General features: G+C 55.9%; 25 protein-coding genes. 22 read left to right on the plus strand and 3 right to left on the minus strand.

What is annotated here, in order from left to right:
* Both K6T64_RS09730 and K6T64_RS09735 read left to right on the plus strand, forming a co-directional pair.
* Window positions 1-1,140: class I adenylate-forming enzyme family protein (locus tag K6T64_RS09730; RefSeq protein ID WP_288009904.1), on the plus strand; the 1,140-nt coding region annotated here is incomplete at its 5' end.
* Window positions 1,141-1,272: 132 nt separating this feature from the next.
* Entirely contained in the window at window positions 1,273-2,223 is a 951-nt protein-coding gene (locus K6T64_RS09735; RefSeq protein ID WP_288009906.1) for a hypothetical protein, read from the plus strand.
* Window positions 2,224-2,455: 232 nt separating this feature from the next.
* On the opposite strand, the gene K6T64_RS09740 is transcribed toward K6T64_RS09735, so the two are convergent.
* The 3 genes from K6T64_RS09740 to K6T64_RS09750 form a co-directional block, all read right to left on the minus strand.
* Window positions 2,456-2,635 carry a hypothetical protein gene (locus K6T64_RS09740; protein WP_288009907.1) on the minus strand — a complete coding sequence of 60 codons (180 nt, stop codon included), beginning with the start codon at window positions 2,633-2,635 and terminating at the stop codon, window positions 2,456-2,458.
* Between the two features lie 55 nt (window positions 2,636-2,690).
* Window positions 2,691-3,068, minus strand: coding sequence for a polymer-forming cytoskeletal protein (locus K6T64_RS09745; RefSeq protein ID WP_288009909.1), 378 nt, complete (start codon window positions 3,066-3,068; stop codon window positions 2,691-2,693).
* Window positions 3,069-3,138: 70 nt separating this feature from the next.
* A complete protein-coding gene (locus K6T64_RS09750; protein WP_288009910.1) occupies window positions 3,139-3,474 on the minus strand; it encodes a DUF4004 family protein in 336 nt (111 codons plus the stop codon).
* A 264-nt stretch (window positions 3,475-3,738) separates the two neighbouring features.
* Here K6T64_RS09750 and K6T64_RS09755 point away from each other — a divergent pair, with 264 nt between their 5' ends.
* The 20 genes from K6T64_RS09755 (at window position 3,739) to K6T64_RS09850 (ending at window position 22,634) form a co-directional block, all read left to right on the plus strand.
* The gene (locus K6T64_RS09755; protein ID WP_288009911.1) at window positions 3,739-5,034 is read left to right on the plus strand and encodes an aminotransferase family protein; all 1,296 of its coding nucleotides are present in this window, start codon (window positions 3,739-3,741) and stop codon (window positions 5,032-5,034) included.
* An 11-nt stretch (window positions 5,035-5,045) separates the two neighbouring features.
* Entirely contained in the window at window positions 5,046-5,879 is an 834-nt protein-coding gene (locus K6T64_RS09760; protein WP_170085102.1) for an IclR family transcriptional regulator, read from the plus strand.
* A 44-nt stretch (window positions 5,880-5,923) separates the two neighbouring features.
* A complete protein-coding gene (locus K6T64_RS09765; protein WP_170085103.1) occupies window positions 5,924-6,589 on the plus strand; it encodes a CoA transferase subunit A in 666 nt (221 codons plus the stop codon).
* The gene (locus K6T64_RS09770) at window positions 6,582-7,235 is read left to right on the plus strand and encodes a 3-oxoacid CoA-transferase subunit B (protein WP_288009915.1); all 654 of its coding nucleotides are present in this window, start codon (window positions 6,582-6,584) and stop codon (window positions 7,233-7,235) included. The genes K6T64_RS09765 and K6T64_RS09770 overlap by 8 nt, the downstream gene beginning before the upstream one ends.
* On the plus strand, window positions 7,232-8,572 hold the full coding sequence (locus tag K6T64_RS09775) for an aspartate aminotransferase family protein (protein ID WP_288009916.1): 1,341 nt from the start codon (window positions 7,232-7,234) through the stop codon (window positions 8,570-8,572). The genes K6T64_RS09770 and K6T64_RS09775 overlap by 4 nt, the downstream gene beginning before the upstream one ends.
* 2 nt (window positions 8,573-8,574) lie before the next feature.
* A complete protein-coding gene (locus tag K6T64_RS09780; RefSeq protein WP_170085107.1) occupies window positions 8,575-9,399 on the plus strand; it encodes a transporter substrate-binding domain-containing protein in 825 nt (274 codons plus the stop codon).
* A gap of 15 nt (window positions 9,400-9,414) precedes the next feature.
* Window positions 9,415-10,068 carry an amino acid ABC transporter permease gene (locus K6T64_RS09785; protein ID WP_197945557.1) on the plus strand — a complete coding sequence of 218 codons (654 nt, stop codon included), beginning with the start codon at window positions 9,415-9,417 and terminating at the stop codon, window positions 10,066-10,068.
* A 51-nt stretch (window positions 10,069-10,119) separates the two neighbouring features.
* A complete protein-coding gene (locus tag K6T64_RS09790; protein ID WP_483306140.1) occupies window positions 10,120-10,842 on the plus strand; it encodes an amino acid ABC transporter ATP-binding protein in 723 nt (240 codons plus the stop codon).
* Between the two features lie 39 nt (window positions 10,843-10,881).
* Window positions 10,882-12,333, plus strand: coding sequence for an aldehyde dehydrogenase family protein (locus K6T64_RS09795; protein WP_288009919.1), 1,452 nt, complete (start codon window positions 10,882-10,884; stop codon window positions 12,331-12,333).
* 11 nt (window positions 12,334-12,344) lie between these two features.
* A complete protein-coding gene (locus tag K6T64_RS09800; protein WP_288009921.1) occupies window positions 12,345-13,625 on the plus strand; it encodes an NAD(P)/FAD-dependent oxidoreductase in 1,281 nt (426 codons plus the stop codon).
* A 7-nt stretch (window positions 13,626-13,632) separates the two neighbouring features.
* The gene (locus K6T64_RS09805) at window positions 13,633-13,911 is read left to right on the plus strand and encodes a (2Fe-2S)-binding protein (RefSeq protein ID WP_170085112.1); all 279 of its coding nucleotides are present in this window, start codon (window positions 13,633-13,635) and stop codon (window positions 13,909-13,911) included.
* Entirely contained in the window at window positions 13,908-14,216 is a 309-nt protein-coding gene (locus K6T64_RS09810) for a (2Fe-2S)-binding protein (RefSeq protein WP_288009923.1), read from the plus strand. The genes K6T64_RS09805 and K6T64_RS09810 overlap by 4 nt, the downstream gene beginning before the upstream one ends.
* Window positions 14,206-15,459, plus strand: a complete 1,254-nt coding sequence (locus K6T64_RS09815) for an NAD(P)/FAD-dependent oxidoreductase (RefSeq protein WP_170085115.1) — start codon at window positions 14,206-14,208, stop codon at window positions 15,457-15,459. The genes K6T64_RS09810 and K6T64_RS09815 overlap by 11 nt, the downstream gene beginning before the upstream one ends.
* Window positions 15,460-15,471: 12 nt before the next feature.
* Window positions 15,472-16,986, plus strand: a complete 1,515-nt coding sequence (locus tag K6T64_RS09820; RefSeq protein WP_288009926.1) for a M81 family metallopeptidase — start codon at window positions 15,472-15,474, stop codon at window positions 16,984-16,986.
* Window positions 16,983-17,459: a GNAT family N-acetyltransferase gene (locus tag K6T64_RS09825; protein WP_232070052.1), complete on the plus strand. Its 477-nt coding sequence runs from the start codon at window positions 16,983-16,985 to the stop codon at window positions 17,457-17,459. Before K6T64_RS09820 ends, K6T64_RS09825 begins: the two co-directional genes overlap by 4 nt.
* Window positions 17,460-18,186: 727 nt before the next feature.
* Window positions 18,187-18,888, plus strand: coding sequence for a lantibiotic protection ABC transporter ATP-binding protein (locus K6T64_RS09830; RefSeq protein WP_288009928.1), 702 nt, complete (start codon window positions 18,187-18,189; stop codon window positions 18,886-18,888).
* The gene (locus K6T64_RS09835) at window positions 18,881-19,648 is read left to right on the plus strand and encodes a lantibiotic immunity ABC transporter MutE/EpiE family permease subunit (RefSeq protein ID WP_288009929.1); all 768 of its coding nucleotides are present in this window, start codon (window positions 18,881-18,883) and stop codon (window positions 19,646-19,648) included. Before K6T64_RS09830 ends, K6T64_RS09835 begins: the two co-directional genes overlap by 8 nt.
* On the plus strand, window positions 19,648-20,433 hold the full coding sequence (locus K6T64_RS09840; RefSeq protein WP_288009959.1) for a lantibiotic immunity ABC transporter MutG family permease subunit: 786 nt from the start codon (window positions 19,648-19,650) through the stop codon (window positions 20,431-20,433). Before K6T64_RS09835 ends, K6T64_RS09840 begins: the two co-directional genes overlap by 1 nt.
* Window positions 20,434-20,460: 27 nt before the next feature.
* Window positions 20,461-21,156 carry a response regulator transcription factor gene (locus K6T64_RS09845; protein ID WP_100667068.1) on the plus strand — a complete coding sequence of 232 codons (696 nt, stop codon included), beginning with the start codon at window positions 20,461-20,463 and terminating at the stop codon, window positions 21,154-21,156.
* A 26-nt stretch (window positions 21,157-21,182) separates the two neighbouring features.
* Window positions 21,183-22,634 (plus strand): HAMP domain-containing sensor histidine kinase, encoded by a 1,452-nt coding sequence (locus K6T64_RS09850; RefSeq protein ID WP_288009931.1) that lies wholly within the window; start codon window positions 21,183-21,185, stop codon window positions 22,632-22,634.
* The last annotated feature ends 48 nt before the right edge of the window (window positions 22,635-22,682 follow it).

The following is a 22,682-nucleotide window of genomic DNA, read 5'->3' on the forward strand; positions in this document are numbered from 1 at the left end:
GATATTTTCACCATCTGTTGGACCTCGGGCACCGAGGCGGAGCCAAAGGGCTGTCCCCTCAGCCACAACAACTGGCTGTTTCTGGCCCGAATGCTATCCAAGGCCACGGGCTTTGGGCCACACCAGACCCAGTTGTGTGTCGCACCTTTGGTGAACATGACGGCGGTGGGGGTGAATTTTATCCCCTGGCTGACCTTTGGCGGAACTTTCGTGTTGCACCATCCTTTTGACGCTGAGATTTTTATCGGCCAAATGGTGCAGGAGCAGGTTAATTTCACCATCTTGGTTCCGGCGGTTATCAATATGATCGCCAAGCACCCCAATGTGGATCAGTTTGACCTCCGGGCGGTGCGGACCATCACCACGGGGTCGGCGCCGCCGTCGCTGTGGGCGATGCAGGAGTTCAAACGGCGATGGGGCAGCGAGATCGTGAACATCTGGGGGCAGAACGAGGGGACGGGGCTGGTGGCCGGGCCGGTGGATGTGCCGGATCTGGCGCGCCGGGCGGACCGGTTTCCGGATTGGGGGAAGTCCGGCGTGGACTGGGTGGTCCAGGGAGTGCGGACGAAACTGGTGGATCCCGTCACCAAGGGGGTGCTCACCGAAGTCGGCGCCGTGGGGGAACTGGCCTACCGGGGGCCCAACGTGATGGCCGGGTATTACGGGCGGCCGGACCTCACCGCCAAGGCCTTCGACGAGGACGGATATTTTTATACGGGCGACCTGTTCCAGCGCAAAGAAGAGAACTTTATCGGATTTTTTGATCGAAAAAAGGATATTATCATCCGCGGCGGGTTCAACATCAGCGCCCAGGAGGTGGAAAATACCCTTCTTGGTCACCCGAAGGTGGCGGATGTGGCGGCGGTGGCGATGCCCGATCCGGTGCTCGGTGAACGCACCTGCGTGTACGTGGTGCCCCGGGCTCCGGGGGATCCCCCGACCTTGGAGGAACTGGTGGAGTTCATGAAAAACCGTGGAGTCGCCGTCTACAAGTGGCCGGAACGATTGGAGTTGATCGAGGCGATTCCCCGCAATCCGGTCGGGAAGATTTTGAAGAAGGAGCTCCGCGAGGATCTACGGGCGAAGATGGGGGCGGGTGAGGAGAGTCCATCCGTGCCTCTGGCGGGGACCGAGGGGTGAAACCTAGAGAGCGTCAGAAGAGTTTAGGAGATTCGGGCCCTTTTAGTCTCATGGCTCATCTCGCTTGCGCCCGCTTCAAAAGCGGGTTTTTCTTTGTAATAATGGCGCAGGACACGCGGCGCTTTTCATCCCGTGGAACAACGGTTCGAAGTGTACAATTCGGCCATTGCCAAGGATGTGGCGTGGATTCCGGACATCGCTCATATTTTTGACCCCGACACGAGCCTGTTTGACCTGGTGAACGGCTACTGTGAGAAAAACCAAGGGACATCGCATCAAGAGGTTTTCCGGAGCCTGGAACTTCTTCGGGGGATTACCAGCAACCAAATCGGCCTGATTGAATTGGCCTCCGATCTCGATATAGAAACGGTGACCGAGATTTTCATCCGGGTGAACTCCGAAGGGGTGCCCCTCAGCCAGGCGGATTTCGCCATGTCGAAAATTGCGGTCAATGAATCCTACGGAGGGAACACGCTTCGCAAGGCCATCGATTACTTTTGCCACATGGCGGTGTCGCCGGAATTCTATTCATTGGTCGAAAAAAACGATCCGCAGTTTGCGGGTACGGAATATTTTAAAACCATGGCCTGGCTCCGCAAAGACATGGAAGACCTGTACAAGCCATCATACACGGACCTTCTGCGGGTGGCATTCACTTCTGAGTTCCGGCGGGGCCGACTGGAGGATTTGGTGGCCCTCCTGTCCGGAAGGAATTTCGAAACGAAGCAATATGAAGAAGGGATTATCGAGTCGTCCTGTCGCCAGCTCAGGCAAGGCGTTCTCCAGTTCATGAACGAAACCCATTTTAAACGATTCATCATGATCATCCGCTCCGCCGGCTTCGTCAGTGAATCAATGATCGGCTCCCAGAATACACTCAACTTTGCCTACATCTTGTACCTTACCCTCCGACGCATGGGAATTCCGGATGCGGACACTGCAGATCAGATCCGCCGGGAGGGTCCTCAGTCCGGCCGGTTCCGCATTGTATCAGGCGGATGGTTACGAGGTGACCGCAGGGAGCGGGATTTCCTCGGGAACAAACAGGCTCGCCTGCTTCCATACCCCAGAGTACGCCCATAATTGTACCTGGTGACTCCTTGACTCTCCTCCAGGGCGAGACTCTAGAGTTACCGTGAGGTTAATGCGGATGATGATGAACGGGCTCTATGCTATCGGCGAGGCGGAGCGACTGACGGGCTTGTCCGTGAAGGCGATACGATGTTCTGTCACAGCCGCGCGCTGATCCTGTCGGAAACCGTCCAGTTGCGGTCTTCGTTCCCCACGGCCGGAGTACCCGGCGGTCGTGCGGTCGTTACGTCACCTGTCTAGACCCGTAGATGTTGTCCCACCGTCGCTCCGTCCATTTGCTGAAATCTTCGCTGTATTCCAAGAGGCCGATCTGGCACCCGGGACCGATTTGCACCCGGGTGCCGCGCACCACCCGGGCACGAGTATTTTCTAAATAAATGTCGTCTCCTTCAATGGTTTCCACGTCGAGTCGAACCTTGTGCAAGCGGGAGATGGCCGGGCCGCATCGTACATCCTGCCTATCCCAACTCCCGCACCCGGCTGGGGCCGCCCAACGGTGAGCGGATCCCACCGGCGTTGAGGAGCCCATCGGTCTGGAATCCTCCGTCGATCCGGAAGGCCTCGGTGCTGCAGTTTCCCCGGAACTTCGCCCCTCCTCTCACAGTGATGTCCTGGGCTTGAATCGGTCCTTCGACGTCGCAGGTGCCGCGTAGGTTGACCTGTTCGGCGTGGAGACCGCCGTGGATCGGAACCACACCGTGCACGTCTATCCGGGTACATGCCAGATCGCCGTTCACACGGGCGGTACCGTGGATGTTCACGACCTCATATACGTCGCCGGTGGTTCGGGCCACGCCGTTGATGTCCAACCTGCCGTTTTGCGGACTGTTCGGCATGAACAAAGACCTCCGTTTCGATGCATGTGGTGATCGGCCTTTCGGTGGGGCCGGTTTGTCCCCTCCGGAATCAGAGGAGCTTGGTCCTCAATTCCTCGACACATCCCTGGAGATTGAGCATGCTGACGATCTTGGCCCCGCTTTCAAAATGCACCTCGTCGGCATCCGGGGTGAGAAGGCAGGTGGAGATGCCAAGTTTACGGATGAAAACCAGATCGCAAGGTTTGCCGGCGAACCCTGGGTGATGCTCTTCCAGGGTTTGGATCACCACCGGCCCTTCGGAGACACTGATGTCTCCCGCCCAGAGCAACTGATCCAGAACATAGGTGTAGAGGATGTCTCTGAACGACATTGCCTCCCGTCCCGGATGAAAATTAAGGCAAATGTCCAGGCTTTCTTTCGACACAATGTTTTTTTCCGGACGTCCTCCAGGGAAAAGCTCAGTTCGGGATGAGGGGAGAAGAGGGTCGGCAATCCCGTCCTAGGGACGTACGCAATGCGTACTTTATTTTCAAATTTGTATTGAGCCTCTTTGGAAGCCAGGTTATAATTCAAATTAAACTAGCCTTGGAGGGGGTGTGATAGAAAACGAGACATTGAACGTTATGGTGTGTCAACCAAATATGGCCGGGGGTACGAGGATAGATCGGATTATGTGGGAGGGACGGCATTGTCGCATGTATTTTATAGGAATTTTCATAACAAATATCCAGAAATCTCTCACGGCCACCGAGTCTATCTCTGGGATTCCGGGGGAAACCGGTACTTTGACGGCGCTTCGGGGGCGCTGGTGGCCAACCTGGGTCACGGGCGCAAGGACATAGCCGAGGTCATTTGCGCACAGGTTGAAAAAGTGGCTTTTGCCCACACGATGCGGTTTACATCGGCACCACTGGAGAGGTTGGGGCGGAATATCAATGCCGTATTGCAAGGCGAGGGGTGGTATGTTTATCCGACGTCCGGGGGTTCGGAAGCGGTTGAAACGGCGATCAAACTGAGCCGGCAGGTTCAACTCGAACGAGGTCACCCCGAACGCTACCGTATTCTCACCCGCCGGTCGAGTTATCACGGCAATTCCATCGGCGCTCTGTCCGCTTCGGGTCACGCTTCACGACGGAAACCCTACAGCCCTCTTTTGTCGGATGCGTTCATCTTGGTGGATGCTCCAAAGGCGCACTGTCCAGGACTCGGCACCGGAGAATCTTGTGATTGCGTGGCTCCCTTCTTAGCCGCAATTGATCAGTACGGTGCGGAGAGCATTGCGGCGATGATGGTCGAACCCATCGGCGGATCGGCCAGAAGCGGATTTGTTCCCCACGAGGGTTACCTGAAGTCGCTCAGGGAGATTGCCGACAGGTATGGTATTATCCTCATTTTTGACGAAGTCATGAGCGGATTTGGAAGGACCGGCAAAGTCTTGGCTGCTGACTATGAAGGCGTCCTCCCCGACATCGTGGTGGTGGCAAAAGGCCTCTCAGGAGGATACGCCCCCTTGGGAGCGGTCATCGCAAACGAGGACATCTACCAAGCTATACGAGCCGGATCCGGACACTTTGTCCACGGGTTCACGTACAGTGGGAATCCGGTGGCGGCGGCGGTGGGCGCCCGGGTGATCGAAATCCTCCAGGAAGAAGGCTTGATCGACAACGCGGCGGTACAGGGAGCGGCGCTGCGTCGCGGCCTTGAGGAGCTATGCGACCGGTACCCGTGGATTTCAACGATCCGGGGCAGGGGCCTCATGCAGGGCATTCTGTTCGCACCGATTCCCGGGCTGGCCAAACTCGTGGTGGATACGGCCTGGGAACACGGCTGTATTCTATACCTCGGCAGCGGGGAAACCGAAGGGGGTGACGGTGAGCATCTGCTGGCGGCTCCGCCGCTCATCATCAATGACACCGAAATGGGAGAATTTCTCGATCTCATGGCCGAGGTGCTGGCGGTCGTCGACCGCAGGATCTCAACCTGAGGAGTGATGCCATGACTGCAGATCCCCGAGTTTACGACCCCTATGGCGAAGAGGACAAGTGTGCGAAGGACGGTCCCGGGCAGGCGCAGCAGGAGGGCTATCTGGTTCAGTCCTTGGTGCGGGGACTTCGGGTTTTGGTAGCAGTTACCAACGGCGCGCGCTCTTTTCAGGAAGTGGCGGCGGCGACGGGGTTGAACAAAGCGACGGCTCGGCGTTTGCTGTTGACGTTGCGGGACAGTGGTTTTTTGTATGAGGAAGGTCGGAAATTCTTCCCGACACCGGCTGTCGTCGCCCTGGCGGGGCAGTATCTGGATCATCATGTGCTCGTGCGCAACAGCTATTCCGAACTGGAAAGATTGGCCCATGCCACGGGCCGTTCCACGAACCTTGCGGTTCTGTACGGCGACCAGGTTTTGTATCTCAACCGAGTCGCCTTTGGTTCGAGAATCCTTGAATTCGACCTCCACGTGGGGTCGACGTTACCTGCCCACGCCACGTCGCTGGGGAAGGCGATCCTGGCGTTTCTCCCGGAAGAACGGATGCAGCAACTTTACGGGAACGGGACATTGGAACGGTTTACAGATAATACCGTCAAATCGTTAACAGCACTTCAAGAAGAATTGGCGAGAATCAGGTGCCTGGGATATTCGACCTCCAACCGAGAATATCGCTACAGCTTGGTTTCTTTTGCAGCCCCCATCTTCAATGTCAAGCGGGAGGTTGTGGGCGCCATCAACGTGTCCACGGACGGTCACAACTCCGGCGGGCCGGAACTGATCGTGCGGGAATTGCTTTTGTCCAGCAAGCGAATTTCATATACCTTGGGATACCGGGACGAGAACTGAGGTGGGATGGGGGATCGGGACGTCGAGGCGTGGAGGGACGTGCGATGAGTGCGAAGATTGTATCAAAGGAAGCTGCCGTCAGCCGTATTCACTCCGGCATGAGCCTGATGGTGGGCGGTTTCGGCTTGGTGGGATGCCCCCTCGTGTTGGTTGACGAGGTGCTCCGGCAGGGGCAGACGGATCTTACGGTGATCAGCAACAATGTCGGGGAGCCCGGCAAGGGACTGAGCCGTTTACTGGAAGCGGGTCGCATCCGCAAAGTCATTGGATCGTATTTCAGTACCAATCCGACGGTGGGCTCGTATTACCGGATGGGCTTGCTCGAGGTGGAGTTGTTGCCCCAAGGCACTTTCGCCGAGGCGATTCGGGCCGGCGGTGCGGGGATCGGCGGTTTTTATACCCCGGCCGGGGTCGGCACTTTGTTGGCAGAACGAAAAGAAACGCGGGTCATGGACGGTCGGGAATTTGTTTTGGAAAGACCTCTTCGGGCCGATGTGGCGTTGATTCGCGCCCATCGGGCGGACAAGCTGGGGAACTTGGTGTACCGAAAAACCGCCCGTAACTTCAACCCCATGATGGCGACGGCGGCGGACCTGGTCATTGCAGAGGTGGACGAGATTGTGGAGGTGGGAGAGTTGGACCCGGAGACCATTGTTACTCCGCATCTCTATGTGGATTTGATCGTCCCCAGGGGGGAAGCCGGTGACTGACCCCAGACAAGCGATTGCGGCCAGGGCCGCCCGGGAACTTGGCGACGGTGATGTGGTAAACCTCGGGATCGGAATACCGACATTGGTCGTGGATTATCTGCCTCCGGGGGTGAAGGTCCATGTCCATACCGAGAACGGTCTTCTCGGTGTCGGCCCCACCCCCAACCCGGGTGAAGTGGATCCGGACGTCATTAACGCAGGGAAACTTCCGGTCACGGCGATCCGGGGCAGCAGCTTTTTTTCCAGCGCCGATTCCTTTGCGATGATACGCGGCGGACACATCGATGTGGCGGTCCTCGGTGCATTACAGGTCGATCAACACGGCCGGGTGGCGAATTGGACGGTCCCGGGGCAGACGGTGTTGGGCGTCGGAGGAGCCATGGACTTGTTGACCGGCGCCAAGCGAGTGATTGTCACAATGACGCACATGACCCGGGACGGTCGCCCGAAAATTGTGGAGGAGTGCACACTGCCGCTGACATCGAGTCGCAGTGTCGATGTGGTGGTCACTGAGCTTGCCGTTTTTCGCGTCGTTGACGGCCGGTTGGTGTTGACCGAACTGGCGCAGGGGCTTGATTTGGAGACGGTGCGTCGGAAAACGGCCGCGCCGTTCGTGGTGGACCCGGGGCTGAGGAGGGATCGTTGAATTTGGAAGCAAGGGGAGCAGACCGGCAGGAACGAGTCGAACTGCGGGAATTGGCACACAGGCACCTATCACCTGTGATGACGCGCGTCACAGATCTCGTGGTCCGGCGCGCGCACGGTGCAAAATTCTGGACCACCGACGGTCGGGAATACCTGGATTTTGTATCGGGTGTGGCGGTGAATGCGGTCGGGCATACCCATCCCGAGGTCGTGCGCGCCATTCAACAACAATCGGAACAGTTGATTCACCTGGGACTGAACTACGGTTATTACGAGAGTGTCGTGCGGCTCGCCGCCAAGCTTGCAGCCATCACTCCAGGTGGATTGGACACCGTGTTTTTCAGCAACTCCGGAGCGGAAGCCATTGACGGGGCGATCAAATTGGCTCGGGCAGCGACTGGCAGGCCGTCGGTTGTGGCTTTTGAAGGCAGTTTCCACGGGCGGACCGTCGGTGCCATGTCTTTGACGGCGTCGAGCGCGAAGTACCGGAAGAGCTATGAGCCGCTCATGGGCGGCGTGTATCACGTCCCGTACCCTTATGTGCGCCTGTTCAAGGGAATGACCGAACAACAGGTTGTAGAACATTGTTTGCGGTCACTGGAGCAATTGTTTTTATTGCGGGTGGATCCGTCCCAGGTGGCCGCGGTGATCATAGAACCCGTGTTGGGGGAGGGCGGGTATGTACCCGCGCCAATCGACTTTATCCGGCGATTACGGGAGATGACGGCCGAACATGGGATTCTGCTCGTCTTTGACGAAGTGCAAACCGGTTTCGGCCGGACGGGTAAGATGTTTGCCGCGGAACACTCCGGTGTCGTACCCGACATTCTGGTGGCGGCCAAAGCCCTTTCCGGGGGAATGCCGCTCGGTGCGGTGATCGCTCCCCGGAGTCTGCACGACAAATGGCAGGTTGGAAGCCACGGCTCAACGTTCGGAGGCAATCCGGTCTCCTGTGCAGCCGCCTGTGCGAGCCTTTCTATTATTGAGAGAGATGGGCTGGTTGAGCGCTCCGCTGTTTTGGGCCGTCAAGTTCTCGCCCGTCTCTGCGAACGGGTGGGCCATCTACCCACAGTGGCGGAGATTCGGGGGCTGGGGCTTATGATCGGTATCGAGTTTCAGGATGAACATGGCGATCCCGGTACCCGGATTGTTTCGCGCATCCGGGATGAAGCGTTGCAGGGGGGCCTGCTTGTCACCAATTGCGGTGCTCATGGGCAAACCATTCGACTGATGCCGCCGCTGAACATTCCGGAGGAAGACTTAGACCGGGGGTTGTCCATCCTGGAGCGAGCGATTCTCAGCGTGGCTTCCAGATCATGCAAAGGCGAGGTGTCTTGAACATGCGTGTAAAAAGCAAACGATTTTTTGCTGGGTTGCTCATGTTGAGCCTGTTTTTGGTTTCCGCCTGCGGTGCGCAGTCGCCATCGCAGCCCGCATCCGGCGGTTCATCGGCCGGCAGCCAAGCCGAGGACCCGACCCTGGCAAAAATCAAATCGTCAGGCGTCATCAACGTCGGGATCGAAGGAGCCTTCCCGCCGTTCAACTATTTCAACAGCAATAACCAGTTGGAAGGCTTTGACGTCGATATCACCAACGAGATTGCAAAACGAATGGGCGTAAAAGTCAATTTCGTTCCCACTCCCTGGGACAGCATTATCACGGGCTTGTTGGCAAGAAAATACGACATTATCCTTTCCAGCATGGCCATCACGCCGGAGCGGATGCAGAAGGTGGATTTCACGGACCCCTACTATCATACGGGTGCCCAACTGTTTGTTCCGAATAACTCGACGGTTACCGATCCGACAAAGGTTAAAGGGATGAAAATCGGGGTGACTGTGGGTACGACTTATGAAACGAAAGTGACTGATCTTGGAGCGATCCCGGTGACTTATAAAAGCGACGAGTTGGCGTTTACCGATCTTGCCAACGGCAGGATCCAAGGGGTGGTCACGGATCGAGGCGTAGGCTCTTGGATGATTAAGGACAAGAAATATCCTATTAAATCTGTCGGTGATCCACTATATACCGAAACGATCGGCATCGCCCTGAACAAAGGCGAGACTGGGCTGCGGGATGAGATCAACAAGCAACTCAAGGCCATGATGACGGACGGGACATATACCCAGATCAGCCAAAAATGGTTTGACAAAGACATTCGATAACGGGTGGCTGAAATGTTGGACTTCTCTTTAGTGGTGCAATACATTCCGTTCCTGTTGCAGGCAACGGTGATCACGCTTGAAGTTTCTGTGCTGGCGACTGCCCTGGGCTTGGTCCTGGGGCTGATTGCAGCCCTGATGAAAATCTCGAAAATCCAACCCCTGGTGTGGATTGCGGATTTTTATATCTGGGTGATTCGCGGCACACCGGTTTTGGTCCAGTTGTTCCTTGTTTACTTTGGACTCCCGCAGCTCGGGATCCAAATCGGCCCGTTCAGTTCCGCCCTGATTGCCCTCGGGGTCAATGCGGGAGCGTATATTGCGGAAATCTACCGAGGCGGGATCCTATCTGTGCCCAAAGGGCAGCGTGAAGCGGCACAGTCCTTGGGGATGAACTACTTCCTGATTATGCGGAGGATCATTCTCCCGCAGGCTTTTCGAGTCAGCATCCCCGCGCTGGGCAACCAGGCGATCATGATGCTCAAAGACTCCTCCCTGGCTTCTCTGGTTACGGTATCCGAGTTGATGATGGTTTCTCAGCGTTTTGCGGCAACGAATTTTGCGTTCATCGAATTCTATATTACGGCTTCGGTCATCTATTTAATACTGACCACGGTATTTACGTTTATTCTGAACAAGATCGAAGGTCGGCTCTCCATCAGCGACCACTAGGAGGCGCGCCATGTGCTGATGAACGACAAAAAACCGGAAAGTGCGGAACCGATCATCCGAATCGAGAACCTGCATAAGAGTTTCGGGCATTTAGAGGTCCTTAAAGGAATCGATCTGACAATCCACAAGGGCGAAGTGGTTGCCCTCATCGGAGCCAGTGGATCGGGGAAAAGCACCCTGCTGCGCTGTTTGAACCGACTGGAAACGGTCACGGCAGGCAGGATTGTGATCGACAACATCGTGCTGGACGATTCCTTGAAGAATGTGCATCACATTCGCCGAGAAGTGGGCATGGTCTTCCAGCACTTCAACCTGTTTCCGCACATGACCGTCCTGCAAAACATTATGGAGGCGCCCATTCATGTACTGAAAAAGAAAAAAGAAGAAGCCGCAAGAGAAGCGCTCGCTTTGTTGAAAAAGGTAGGGATGCTGGACAAAAAGGATGTTTATCCGCGCAAATTGTCCGGTGGTCAGCAACAACGCGTGGCGATTGCGCGAGCTCTGGCCATGAATCCCAAAATTATGCTTTTCGACGAACCTACATCCGCTCTGGACCCGGAACTCGTGGGCGAGGTGTTGCAAGTCATGAGGCAGTTGGCAAACGAAGGGATGACCATGGTGGTCGTCACCCATGAGATGTCCTTTGCCCGGGAGGTCGCGGATCGCGTGATTTTTATGCACAATGGCGTGATTGAAGAGCAGGGGGATCCAAAGGAGGTCCTAACGGAACCAAAGAGTGAAAGGTTGAGGGGATTCCTGCGGCTGATTAAATAAGTGCCAATGGGCTTAGTGAAAGAGAGGGAAGACGATCGAGTGGAACCAACGACGGTGATCCAATACATTGACGGGCAATGGAGAAATCCTCGTCAACCGGAATGGTTTGAAAGCGTCAATCCGGCAAACGGGGAGACGGTGGCCGTTTGTGCGGTCTCCCCGGACGGCGACGTCGAAGAGTCGATTGCCGCCGCCAAGAACGCTTTTAGGCGTTGGCGGCGGGTTCCAGCACCGCAGCGGGCCACCTATCTATGGAAAGTCGCTGAAATCCTTGAGACGAGAAAACCGGACCTCGCTCGGATGATGACCCTCGAGATGGGCAAGGTGCTGGCTGAATCACTGGCTGAGGTCGATACTGTGATCGCCTCGTGCAGATATATGGCCGGTGAAGGACGGAGAATGTTTGGCGACACTCTTCCCTCGGGAATGGACAATCGAACGATCATGACCGTTCGGGAGCCGATCGGCGTGGTGGCATGCATCACACCGTGGAACTTCCCTCTGTCTTTAGCTGCGTACAAGCTCTTTGCCGCCTTGGTGGCCGGCAATACCGTGGTCTGGAAACCTTCCTCAGAAGTCGCCGTCTGCGCAAAGTTGTTCACCGAGGTGTTCGAAGAGTCGGGCTTGCCGCCGGGTGTCCTGAACCTGGTTCTCGGATCCGGCGCTCGGGTCGGGAACCTATTGGCCCGGCATCCGGATGTTCGCGCCATCGCCTTCACCGGATCCACCGAAGTGGGGAAAGGTCTGGCAGAGATGGCCGGCCGGACATTGAAACGGGTTTCATTGGAATTGGGCGGGAAAAACGCCGTGCTGGTGCTGGCGGATGCGGATCTGGACAAAGCGGCCGCGGGGATTGTGCAATCGGCATTTGCCACCTCCGGGCAGCGTTGTACGGCTGCGGGACGGGTTATTGTCGAGGCTTCGGTGCAGGAGGAACTGGAAAGACGCATTGTTCAGCTGACCGAGAAACTGACGGTGGGATACGGGCTCGACCCGAAGGTGCAGATGGGGCCTCTTGCGAACGCCAAACAGTTTTCGACCGTCAGCCGCTATGTGCTGACCGCAAAAGATGAGGGAGGGCGTGTTCTCTTCGGAGGACATCCGGTGTCGGTCGAGGGCTTTGAGGAGGGATTCTTTTACGCTCCGACGGTGATCACGAACGTACAGCGGCACCACCGCATCGCCCGGGAAGAAGTATTCGGTCCTGTGCTGGCCATTTTGACCGCCCGGGATTTTGACGAGGCTGTCGAAATCAACAACGAGACGCAGTACGGGCTATCCACCGCCGTCTACACCAATAATCTCCACTACGCCAATCGCGCGGCCCGGGAATGCGAGTCGGGGCTCGTCTATATCAACAGCGGGACGTCCAATGCGGAAATGGGCGCGGCATTCGGAGGGTTCAAGGATTCGGGGAACGGCCACCGAGAAGTTTCATATCACGCTTTCGACGTGATGACGGAATGGAAAACGATCTACACCAGCTATTAGGGGTCAAGAGCATGCGAAACTCAACCGAGCGGTTAACCATGTTGAGTCTGGATCCGGACCGTACACCGGCACACACGGCCGAATCGATGGCAGGTGCTTACGAGGATCTCCGCAACTATCTGCTTGCCACACCGAAACGCAAAACGACCAAGGCAGTGAGCATTGTGATCGTCGGCGGTGGTATCGTCGGCATCATGACCGCTTTTTATCTGAGGTGCATGCGGTACGAAGTAACCATACTGGAGAGAGAGTCTTTCGTGGGTGCTGCATCCGGCCGCAATGGGGGAGGAATCCTGGCGCTGGGCCGCGATTTGCCGGAGATTCCGTTTGTCCGGGTTTCCATCGACCTGTGGCAGCAGATCTCCGAGCTCGGGGTTGATGCAAAAATATGCCGTTCCGGACATTTGATGGTGGCTATGAACGAGGCGGAGGCGCACAAGCTCCAGAAAGCCATGCGTCTTTATGCCTTGGCCGGATTGGATGTCCGCTACCTGTCCCCCCAAGAGTTGACCGAGCACGTGCCCGATCTAAACCGCGATAACCAAGGCGGCTTGTTCAGCCCGTCTTGTGCCCAGGGCTATCCGTTCTCTGCGGCGAACGACATGGTTTCCTTACTTCGCCGGGATGGGGTCAAGGCAGTGGACCACTGTGTTGTCACCGGTTTTGAGCTTGCCGGAGCGCGGGTGACGGGAGTTCATTGTGCTCAGGGTTTCATCGAGGCGGACGCGGTGGTGCTCTGTGCCGGGCCGTGGACCTCGGAGCTCGGGAACAGGCTCGGCGTGTTTCTCCCGGTCCAACCCAGGCGCTCGCAGATTTTGGCCACCCAAAAACTGGGGTCGAGGCGCATTCACCCCTTTGTCTCGGGCAACGGGCTTTATCTGCGACAGACCCACGCCGGAAACCTGTTGTACGGCGGAGGCGGACCTTGGGAAGTGACCGGGTATGATACCTCCAATACGGTCGCGGCGATCAGGCGGTTGTCGACACGTTTGGTCGAAATGTTCCCTTCTTACCGCGAACGACAGTTGATCCGCGCCTTCGCCGGAACGGTGGAACTGACTCCGGATCATTTGCCGCTGCTCGGTGCCGTGCCGGGGCTGGACAATGTATATGTTTCCGCGGGTTATAACGGGCACGGCTACGGGATGTCGGCCGTCGCCGGCAAGTTGCTCGCTCGCATGATTGATGACGACCGCCACGGGGCGCAGGCGCCGAAGAAGATCCGACAACTGACCCGCCTGGTCGACCCGTCCCGGTTTTCTGACTCCCCGGCCGCGGTAGAAAGGAGTTGATGGTCCTGTGGACAGGTCCGACCGTATCATCGTCTGTCGATGCGAAGAGGTGGAGCTTCGGGAAGTGGAGCGTGCGGTTCGGGAAGGCGCCGGTACGTCCCAGGAGATCAAAATGATGACCCGCGCGGGTATGGGGCCTTGTCAGGGGCGAGTGTGCCGGGCCCTTTTGGAGACGTTGACTCAGGAAGACTTGGAGACTTTCCCGGTTCTGCCGAGTCGGCTCACCTATCACAAGCCTGTTCGCCCGGTGCATCTAGGTCAGGTTGCCGAGAGGGAGACGCAATGAGAATCCACAACCACCCCATTCTGCCTGATCCGAGGGGAGCGATGATCACCTTCCAGTTCGACGGTGTGACCTACGAGGCGATCGACGGCGACAGCATTGCGTCCGCTCTGCTCGCCAACGGGGTCAGGGTGTTGCGTCGAACCGAAAAAAATGGAGAATCGAGGGGCCTTTACTGTGGCATCGGACATTGTTACGAGTGTCGGGTTTATTGGGAAGGAGTCGGGGAAGTTCGTGCCTGCCTGACGCCGGTTGAGGACGGTATGCGCTTGAGGACGCAGGGAGGGGACCCAGGTCATGAACGTTGATGTCGCTGTGATCGGGGGAGGTCCGGCCGGTTTGTCCGCCGCAAAAGAAATTGCGAAAAACGGCGGCAGGGCGGTTGTGATCGACGAAAACCCCCGCCTTGGCGGCAAGTTGCTCGGACAATTGCATGAAGAACCATCGGGAAACTGGTGGTGGAAAGGTTATGAGGTGGCCCAAACATTGGCGGGAGAAGCCGCCGAGGCTGGGGCTGTCCTGCTGACCCGAACCCAGGTATGGGCGATCGAGAGCGGCTGGACCGTTTATACGGCGGACGCGGCCAATCGAACCGGTGGTACAGAACGGGAAATTCGGGCCGGGGCCGTGCTGCTGGCCACCGGAGCCGTAGAACGGCCTTTGCCGCTCCCGGGATGGACCCTGCCGGGCGTGATGACCATCGGAGCCGCACAGGTGTTGACCAATGTATATCGAGTCAAACCGGGGCGGAGAGTGCTCATTGCCGGGGTGGACGTGTTGTCGTTGACCATCGGTCGGGCCATGGCCATGGCCGGTGTCGACGTCCTGGGGATTGTCTTGCCTGCGGCGAATCGCTTGGCCTGGGGAAAGGGCGATCCTCGCCGCATTCTGACCGATTTGCGGGCGGTGGCGCACCTTGCTCCGAGCGCGTTGCTGCGGATGGGCAGGTTGATGCTCGAACACCCGCTGGGTGTCGAACTGGCCGCTCGCTTTTATCCGGCGGAAGGTCTGAAGGTGTGGGGCATTCCCATTCAATTGCGAAAAGCCTTGGTCGCGATCCATGGACGAGAACAGGTCACCGGGGCCGAAATCGCAGACATCGATTCCCGGGGCAGGATCGTTCCGGGTACCTCGGAAGTCCTGGCGGTGGACGCCGTTTGCTTGTCCGGCGGTCTGACGCCTTTGGGGGAGTTGGCCGCCACCGTCGGATGCGAGTTTGTCCGGGTGGAGGGTTTGAACGGAGCCGTCCCGTTACACGGGCCCGAACTCGAAACCACAGTTCCCGGAATCTTTGTGGCGGGGAATATTACGGGGATCGAAGGTGCCAAGGTGGCGATGGCTCAAGGAGAACTCGCCGGGATAAGTATTTGTCGCAGATTGGGGATTGGGGGCGTCACGGAACAGGAGGTTGGCGAGGCCCAGGAAAAACTGGCGTCCATACGCGATCGTGCCGACATTCAATTTCACCCCAGGATCAGAGAAGGTCGACGGGTGTTGAATGAATTGTGGGACAAGGCGAAGGGCGAAGAGTTTGTACCACGGACGGTGTAAGGGGGCTACCTCATGACCAACCATCGGATCGGGATCGCTTTTTTTTACCATGAGTCGCATACGTTTAGCCCGGTAAAAACCGACATCCGCGCTTTTGAGCAGGAGTGCCTCGTGGAAGGAGACGACATCCTTTCCACATTTCGCGGCACCCGCACGGAAGTGGGAGGATTCATCGATGTTTTAGAGCAGAACGGCGCTGCCGTCGTGCCGTTGGTTTGCGCCGCCGCCATCCCTTCCGGAACTGTTACGGCTTCGGCTTACGAAACGATTGAGGAACGGATGCTGGCGGCCATCGGCAGGGCCCAACCTTTAGACGGCATCTTGCTTGCTTTGCACGGAGCCATGGTAGTTGAGGGCTTGGCCGACCCGGAGGGCCGGTTATTGTCCCGAATCCGGGCTATCGTCGGCGCCGACCTGCCGATCGCCACAACCTTGGACCTTCATGCCAATGTGACTCGGCAAATGGTCGAGCAGACTCCCATGCAATTCGGGTTCAAGACCTATCCCCATGTGGACATGTACGAACAGGGGGTTCGTGCGGCGTCCCTGCTGTTGCACAGCCTTGCCGCGAAGCAGGTATATCACGCTTCGTTTATCAAGTTGCCGATGATGCCCCCAAGTATCAACATGCTGACCCAAGAAGGTCCGATGCACGATTTGGTAGAGTTGGCCCGGGCGGCGGAGGAGCGGGAAGGGATCGTCAATGTCTCTGTGTTCGGCGGTTTCCCGTATTCGGATATTCCGGACGTCGGCGCCAGTATCCTTGTGATTGCTGCTGACAAGCCGGCCGGCGACCGGGTGGCCCGCTTCCTGGCCGACAAGATGTGGGATCAGCGCGAGCGGTTTCTCCTGTCCCTCCCGGGCATTCAAGAGGCCGTTGATGAGGCGTTGCGATGGGAAGGGGATCGGCCGATTGTGCTGGCCGATGTGTCGGACAACCCCCTGAGCGGGGGAACTGGGGATACGACCGGGTTACTCTCGGAACTGTTGTCCCGGCGGGTTCGAAACGCATTGTTCGGGGCGCTCTATGATCCGGAAACCCTGGATGCCTGCAGGCGGGCGGGGGAAGGGGCGGAGCTGACGTTGTGGTTGGGCGGGAAACATTCCCCCGAATTCGGCGCTCCGGTGGAAGTCCCGGCCAAGGTTATCCGGTTGTCGGACGGGCGGTTCCGGAATCAAGGGCCTATGAACACGGGGCTTCTGGTGGATACGAACGGTGCCGCCCATATCCGCGTTGAAGGGATTGATCTTCTCATCACCGGCAGAGCTCTGTCGGCGAATGATCCGGAGTTGTTTCGGCACATCGGGATTGAGCCCACGGAGAAACGGATCCTCGCCTTAAAGGTCAAAAACCATTTTCGGGCCGCTTTTAAACCCTTGGTTGGGCGGATCATCAATGTGGACGCCCCGGGACTTGCCTCCAATAAACTGCGTAATTTTCTGTATCGTCACATTCCGCGCCCGATATGGCCGATTGATGATTGGAAAGGCGATCTTCCGTGGAGAAAGGGAGGCCATACTGCGTGAATCCCAACTTGTATATAGAAGTACCGGAGTGCTTATCCCCGGAGCAGTTGAAAATGATGTGCGAACTCGAGATCGACGCTTTCGGTTCAGACGGCTCGGTGGATGAGTACGGGATCATTGCCATTGTCAGGAACGGACGTTTGATTTGGCTTCGTGAAGAAGGGGACAACCGCCCCGTTGCCGTCTGTGAACTGATGCGCGACTACAAACAATGTGACCTGGCTTATATCTTTGGATTCTATGTGCGCTCCGACAAACAGGGGCGCGGTTACGGACGGATCCTTATGAACCATGTGTTTGATCTTGTACGACAAGATCAGTTTTCAGAGATCAGTTTGACGGTAAAACCCTCTAATGTCGCGGCGGTAAAACTATACGAACGGATGGGGTTCCGTGTCGCTGAGATTCGGAAAGATGAATATGGGGTCGGATCCGACCGGTATTATATGGTGAAATCGCTGGTCGGCGACTAGGCTTCCACGGGAGACGACTCGGTCATCCACCTCGTACCCATCGAGCCCCACCAACACCATCTGCCCTATTTTCTCAGTCAGCCGGAGGCAAGAGACCTGGAGTACTGGGAGTCGATATATCGGGACGATCCCCGGCGATCCAGGCAGGAACCGCCGGAGCCGCGGACGGAAGAGGACTGTCAGTACCTGCAAAGGCAGGACCCGGCGCCGCGGTCCGGGGATCGAACACTCCCGGCGGGGGAAACGCCGGGCAGGAGCCTCGCATTCAGTTGCACGCACATCGGACATGTTTGCGGCTGATGGCTTCGCGATAGGTCTTGTCGATCTCCCAAGGTAAGATGTTCACCCCTTCCTCCGAGATAGGCAATCGCAAGCCTGCAAGAATCTCCATGATTTCGTGAATGCTCGCTAAGCAAGCCTCTGCCCATTCTTTTAAAGCCCTCTGTGTGACTGAGTACTGGGCGGGTTTGCTTTCAATTTTCTGGGTGATCGAACCGATGGACGGGTCGTCCCTAAAATACGCATATCCAGGTTTCACCTCTCTCCGTACGCGTTCACTTCGTAAAGATAAAGGTAATCTGCTCCTTGCTCATACCGTCATTTTCTCGGACCCGTGACACCCCGACCATATCACAGCCCCACAACATGAAGCTTTATCAATTCTTGATCATTTCCTGTTAAGGTTTACCCCGAAGGGCAAATGGATTCCTGAAAGGATGGAGCGGGGATGAAGGAATATATCCTGGAAACGAAAAATTTAACGAAAGCTTACGGGAGGAGACTTGCAGTCAAAAACGTTTCGCTCCAAATCCCCAAAGGTTCGGTATACGGACTGCTTGGGCCGAACGGCGCGGGAAAATCCACGACATTGAAGCTGCTCACAGGACTTTTGCGTCCATCGGCCGGCGATATCCTTGTTTTTGGCGAACCATGGCGGCGGAAGCACCTTGAGCGAATCGGGGCGTTGATCGAAACGCCGGCCTTGTATGGCAACCTGACGGCATTTGAGAATCTTCTGGTTCACGCCACATTGCTGGGGCTTCCGAAAGGACGGATTGATGAAGTGCTTGAACAAGTCGATCTTAAACATACGGGCAAAAAGCCGGCATCGCAATTTTCGATGGGAATGAAGCAAAGGCTCGGCATTGCCATTGCGCTCCTCGGGTATCCGGAATTATTGATTCTTGACGAACCGACAAACGGACTCGACCCGTTGGGAATTCAGGCGTTTCGGGAATTCATCCATTCATTGCCAGAAAGAGGGATGACCGTCATTTTGTCCAGCCATATTTTAACAGAAGTGTCCCGGTTGGTTGACCATATCGGCATCATCAGCGATGGAGAGCTCAAGTTTCAGGGCGAAATCAGTCATGATCAGGATCTGGAGGAATTGTTCATGGAAACGGTCAGGGGGCGCACGAATGCTTAATATCATTCAATCTGAGCATCTCAAATATAAGCGGACATTGACCAGAAGGCTGATCTTGCTTGCACCGCTCTTTTTTATCCTGATCGCCTTGCCGCAAAAACTCTTCATGCCGCCTGATTATGTCAGGCCTTGGCGGCTTCTGCTTTCTCAAGTGTACAATTGGTGGCCGGTCATCTTCATGCCACTCGGCACGGCTTTATTTGCTTCATTGGTGGCATTGCAGGAAAAGAAGGCGGGCAATTATCGCAATTTACGGGTTCACCCTGTTTCGACAGCGGCCATATGGACCGGTAAAATCATCTTAATGGCCTATTATTCCCTGCTTTCCACATTGGTTCTTATCATCGCCATCGTCGTATCCGGCCTGATCACAGCGGGCGGAACGATCCCGTGGTCAATCATTCTCCCAGGCGGTCTCCTCATCTGGTTAACCTCCCTTTCATTGATCCCGCTTCAGCTTTGCGCAGCGGTGTGGAAAGGGACGATTTTTAGTATGGCCGTTGGTTTTCTGGGGATGATTGTCGGCGTGGCAGCAGCACCTGGACCCTACTGGATGTGTGTACCGTGGAGCTGGCCGACCAGGCTCATGTGCCCTGTTGTCGGCGTGCACCCCAACGGGGTTTTGTTGGAAGCATCGGTTCCCCTTAAGGATCCCGCCGTCATTCCCATCGGGATCGTCCTCGCCATCACCGCATTCGTCCTGTTTACGTGGATAACATCCTTATGGTTTGAGAGAAGGGAGGCCAACCAGGGACAATGATGAACCTATTCAGAGCCGAATGGCTGAAAACGAAGCGCACGCCGATACGTTGGCTGACGTTTTTCACACCCTTCCTGTTTGTGGCGCTGATGATGGGGTATTTTTCATTGAAGGCGCAGGCGGCAAATGTTCAAATTTCCATATTCGAGGTATTTTTTGAAACATGGACGGTCCTGGCGATTCCGTTGGGAGCCGGTATCCTTTCGGGCTTCATGATCCATCAGGAGGCACTTGCCGGCAGCTTTCACGGTTTTCTCGGAAGTCAATGGCCGCGACGCCATTTGTTTTTGGGTAAATTCTCCATTCTCGTTTTCCTGGCATCGACCAGTACGTTCATGGCTACACTGGCACTGATCGTCGGATTCGATTGCATGTCCGGTGTGGCGATTGCTTGGCCGATTTTTGTGACGGCAGCCATCCTGGCCATGATCGGGGCGCTTCCGCTACTCGCCTTTCATTATTGGATCAGCTTCGCCTGGGGATTTGGCGCCTCAATCGGGATTGGCGGCGTCGGCTTATTGATCGCCGCCCTGATGGCCACCGGTCTCGGCGATCAGGTGTGGCCATTTGTGCCGTGGGCGTGGCCCGTGCGTTTGTCCATGTTGGCGGGAGCGTATTTGCTCGATTTGCCCGGCATGGATTTCCCGCCCGAAATCGTATCCTCAGGTTTCGTGATCGGTCAAATTATCAGAGGGCTGATTCCGGCCGCCGTGTTATTTGTGATCATGCTGGTTGGGGGGATGATCTGGTTCAACAGGTGGGAAGGCAGGACAATCCATGAATAGGGAAAGAAGCGAGGGGTATGTGACAGGATGAGCAAGATTCTGATCATTGATGACGAGGAAGATTTGGTTGCACTTTTGAAAGACTCCCTGGAGAGCAGGGGCCATGTTGTGTCCGTGGCTTACGATGGGGACAACGGTTTGAAAATGGCTCACGAACAGCCGGATCTCATCATTCTGGACATCATGATGCCCGGCATGAGCGGATATGAACTGTGCCGAAGAATCCGGGATGCGGTTCACTGCCCTATTCTCTTTCTCAGCGCCAAACAGTCGGAAACGGACAAAATCAGGGGGCTCGCCCTGGGCGGGGATGATTATATCGTCAAGCCATTTGGCCTGAGAGAACTGCTTGCCAGAATCGACGCGCATCTGCGGAGGGAGAAAAGGGCTGCTTTCCTGAATGAATCCCTTCAGCGCGTATGGATTCGCTCGGGCAGAATGGCGATCGATTTAAGGGCGAGACAGATGAAGATCGATGGCCATCTCATCCCTTTGACAAAAAAGGAATTCGATATTGTGGAGTTGCTTTCCCTTCATGCCGGACAGGTCTTTTCCAGAGAGCAGATTTATGAAAAGGTCTGGGGGTATGATGCGGAGGGAGATGCGGCGACCGTGACCGAACATGTGAAAAACATCAGGGCCAAGATTTCAGCGCGGGATCCCGATACAGAGTATATTTCAACCGTATGGGGGATCGGCTATCGCTTTAATAAAATCATCTGAAACGAAATGATGGCGAGGTTGTTTACATGCTGGCAAAAAAGCCTCTCAAATCCCAATTTGTCCTCATGTTTGTTCTCATCCTCACATTGAGCGTGATGGCGACGATCGCTTCGTATGGTGTGGGATATATGATTCTTATCAAGATGATCGAACACCAAAAAATCTATCCCGCCAATTATTATGAAAAGAAAATACCGGAAATTGAAGCCTATGTGAGGGGCAAAGGAGCGGACCTGCTTCATCCTTCAGAAAGAAAGGAACTGGAGCAGTTCATTCCTTTGGAAGGGATCTCATACCAGGTGATGGATGTGCATGGCACGCCGATCTATGGGTCGATGGACCAAAGGACCATACAAAATCAGGAAGAGTTGTTCCGCAAGATCAATGCTACTTTTACAACAAACGGTAAATATGTTAAACTCGTTCCGTTGATCGATGCGGGCGGGAAAATCGAAGGCGGCGTCGCGCTGGCATATAAATTGACGCCATTGACGCTTCATTACAGGAACATAACGGATAAAATATGGGTGGTGCCATTGTTTACGGCAATCCTCTTTTCCCCGTTTGTGTATGTCGTATTCTTTACATGGCTTTTTGCGAAGAAGTTTGCCGGCAATATCGGCGAACCGCTGAATATGCTTGCCGACGCGGCGAGAAAGATTAAGGAGAAAAATCTTGATTTTCATCTCGCTTATGAGGCAGACAATGAACTGGGGAGGCTTTGCCAAGCTTTTAACGAGATGAAAAACCAACTGCGGGAGTCTTTGCTGTCCCAGTGGAAAGCAGAGCGGGAAAGACAGGACATGGTGGCGGCGCTTGCCCATGACCTGCAAACCCCTCTTTCCACCATCGCGGGATACGCTGAAGCGCTTCAGGAAGGAAAAGATGACAAGCGGAAGATCGAAAAGTATTTACAAACTATTAAGGAAAATGCACATAAGGGTTCCAAGCTCATCAAAGACATGCTTTATGCCGCAGAACTTGAAAATGCCGGCGGGGCGCTTGAGCTCGTCCCGGTTGATCTCTCCGCTTTTTTAACACAGAAAAAAGAAAACTATGAGCTGATGGGAAGGGAAAAAAAGGTCAGCATCAAAGTGCAGGTCACATATGAGAACCGAGAACAGAAGATCCTGTCGGTTGATGTGGGAAAACTGGAGCGCATCCTTGACAACATTCTCTCGAACAGCATTCGTTATACGCCGGAACACGGGACAATCGCCATCGATGCCGGCGTTTCCCGTGACAACATCCGGATCACGGTATGTGATTCGGGAAAGGGTTTCACCGGCAAGGATCTGGCCCATGTTTTCCACAAATTCTACCGAGGGGATGAGTCACGTCCAACCAAAGACGGCCATGCCGGACTCGGCCTCTATATCGCAAAAAAACTGGTGGAAATGCACGGTGGAAGGATTCAGGCCTACAATGCAAAGGACGGCGGGGCGTGCATCGAATTTCTTTTGAAACTTTTCCCTTGATTACATGTGCTGCCGGCTAAAGGTGGACAACACCCCCTTTCCCCTTTC

Origin of the sequence: Kyrpidia sp. (assembly GCF_023512215.1) — a bacterium.
Classification (GTDB): domain Bacteria; phylum Bacillota; class Bacilli; order Kyrpidiales; family Kyrpidiaceae; genus Kyrpidia; species Kyrpidia spormannii.

Excerpts from the sequence above, each read along its gene's own strand:
- K6T64_RS09745 (WP_288009909.1), bottom strand. The coding sequence starts at position 3,068 with ATGCCGAACAGTCCGCAAAACGGCAGGTTGGACATCAACGGCGTGGCC.
- K6T64_RS09760 (WP_170085102.1), top strand. The coding sequence starts at position 5,046 with ATGACTGCAGATCCCCGAGTTTACGACCCCTATGGCGAAGAGGACAAG.
- K6T64_RS09765 (WP_170085103.1), top strand. The coding sequence starts at position 5,924 with ATGAGTGCGAAGATTGTATCAAAGGAAGCTGCCGTCAGCCGTATTCAC.
- K6T64_RS09780 (WP_170085107.1), top strand. The coding sequence starts at position 8,575 with ATGCGTGTAAAAAGCAAACGATTTTTTGCTGGGTTGCTCATGTTGAGC.
- K6T64_RS09800 (WP_288009921.1), top strand. The coding sequence starts at position 12,345 with ATGCGAAACTCAACCGAGCGGTTAACCATGTTGAGTCTGGATCCGGAC.
- K6T64_RS09810 (WP_288009923.1), top strand. The coding sequence starts at position 13,908 with ATGAGAATCCACAACCACCCCATTCTGCCTGATCCGAGGGGAGCGATG.
- K6T64_RS09815 (WP_170085115.1), top strand. The coding sequence starts at position 14,206 with ATGAACGTTGATGTCGCTGTGATCGGGGGAGGTCCGGCCGGTTTGTCC.
- K6T64_RS09820 (WP_288009926.1), top strand. The coding sequence starts at position 15,472 with ATGACCAACCATCGGATCGGGATCGCTTTTTTTTACCATGAGTCGCAT.
- K6T64_RS09830 (WP_288009928.1), top strand. The coding sequence starts at position 18,187 with ATGAAGGAATATATCCTGGAAACGAAAAATTTAACGAAAGCTTACGGG.
- K6T64_RS09835 (WP_288009929.1), top strand. The coding sequence starts at position 18,881 with ATGCTTAATATCATTCAATCTGAGCATCTCAAATATAAGCGGACATTG.
- K6T64_RS09840 (WP_288009959.1), top strand. The coding sequence starts at position 19,648 with ATGAACCTATTCAGAGCCGAATGGCTGAAAACGAAGCGCACGCCGATA.
- K6T64_RS09845 (WP_100667068.1), top strand. The coding sequence starts at position 20,461 with ATGAGCAAGATTCTGATCATTGATGACGAGGAAGATTTGGTTGCACTT.
- K6T64_RS09850 (WP_288009931.1), top strand. The coding sequence starts at position 21,183 with ATGCTGGCAAAAAAGCCTCTCAAATCCCAATTTGTCCTCATGTTTGTT.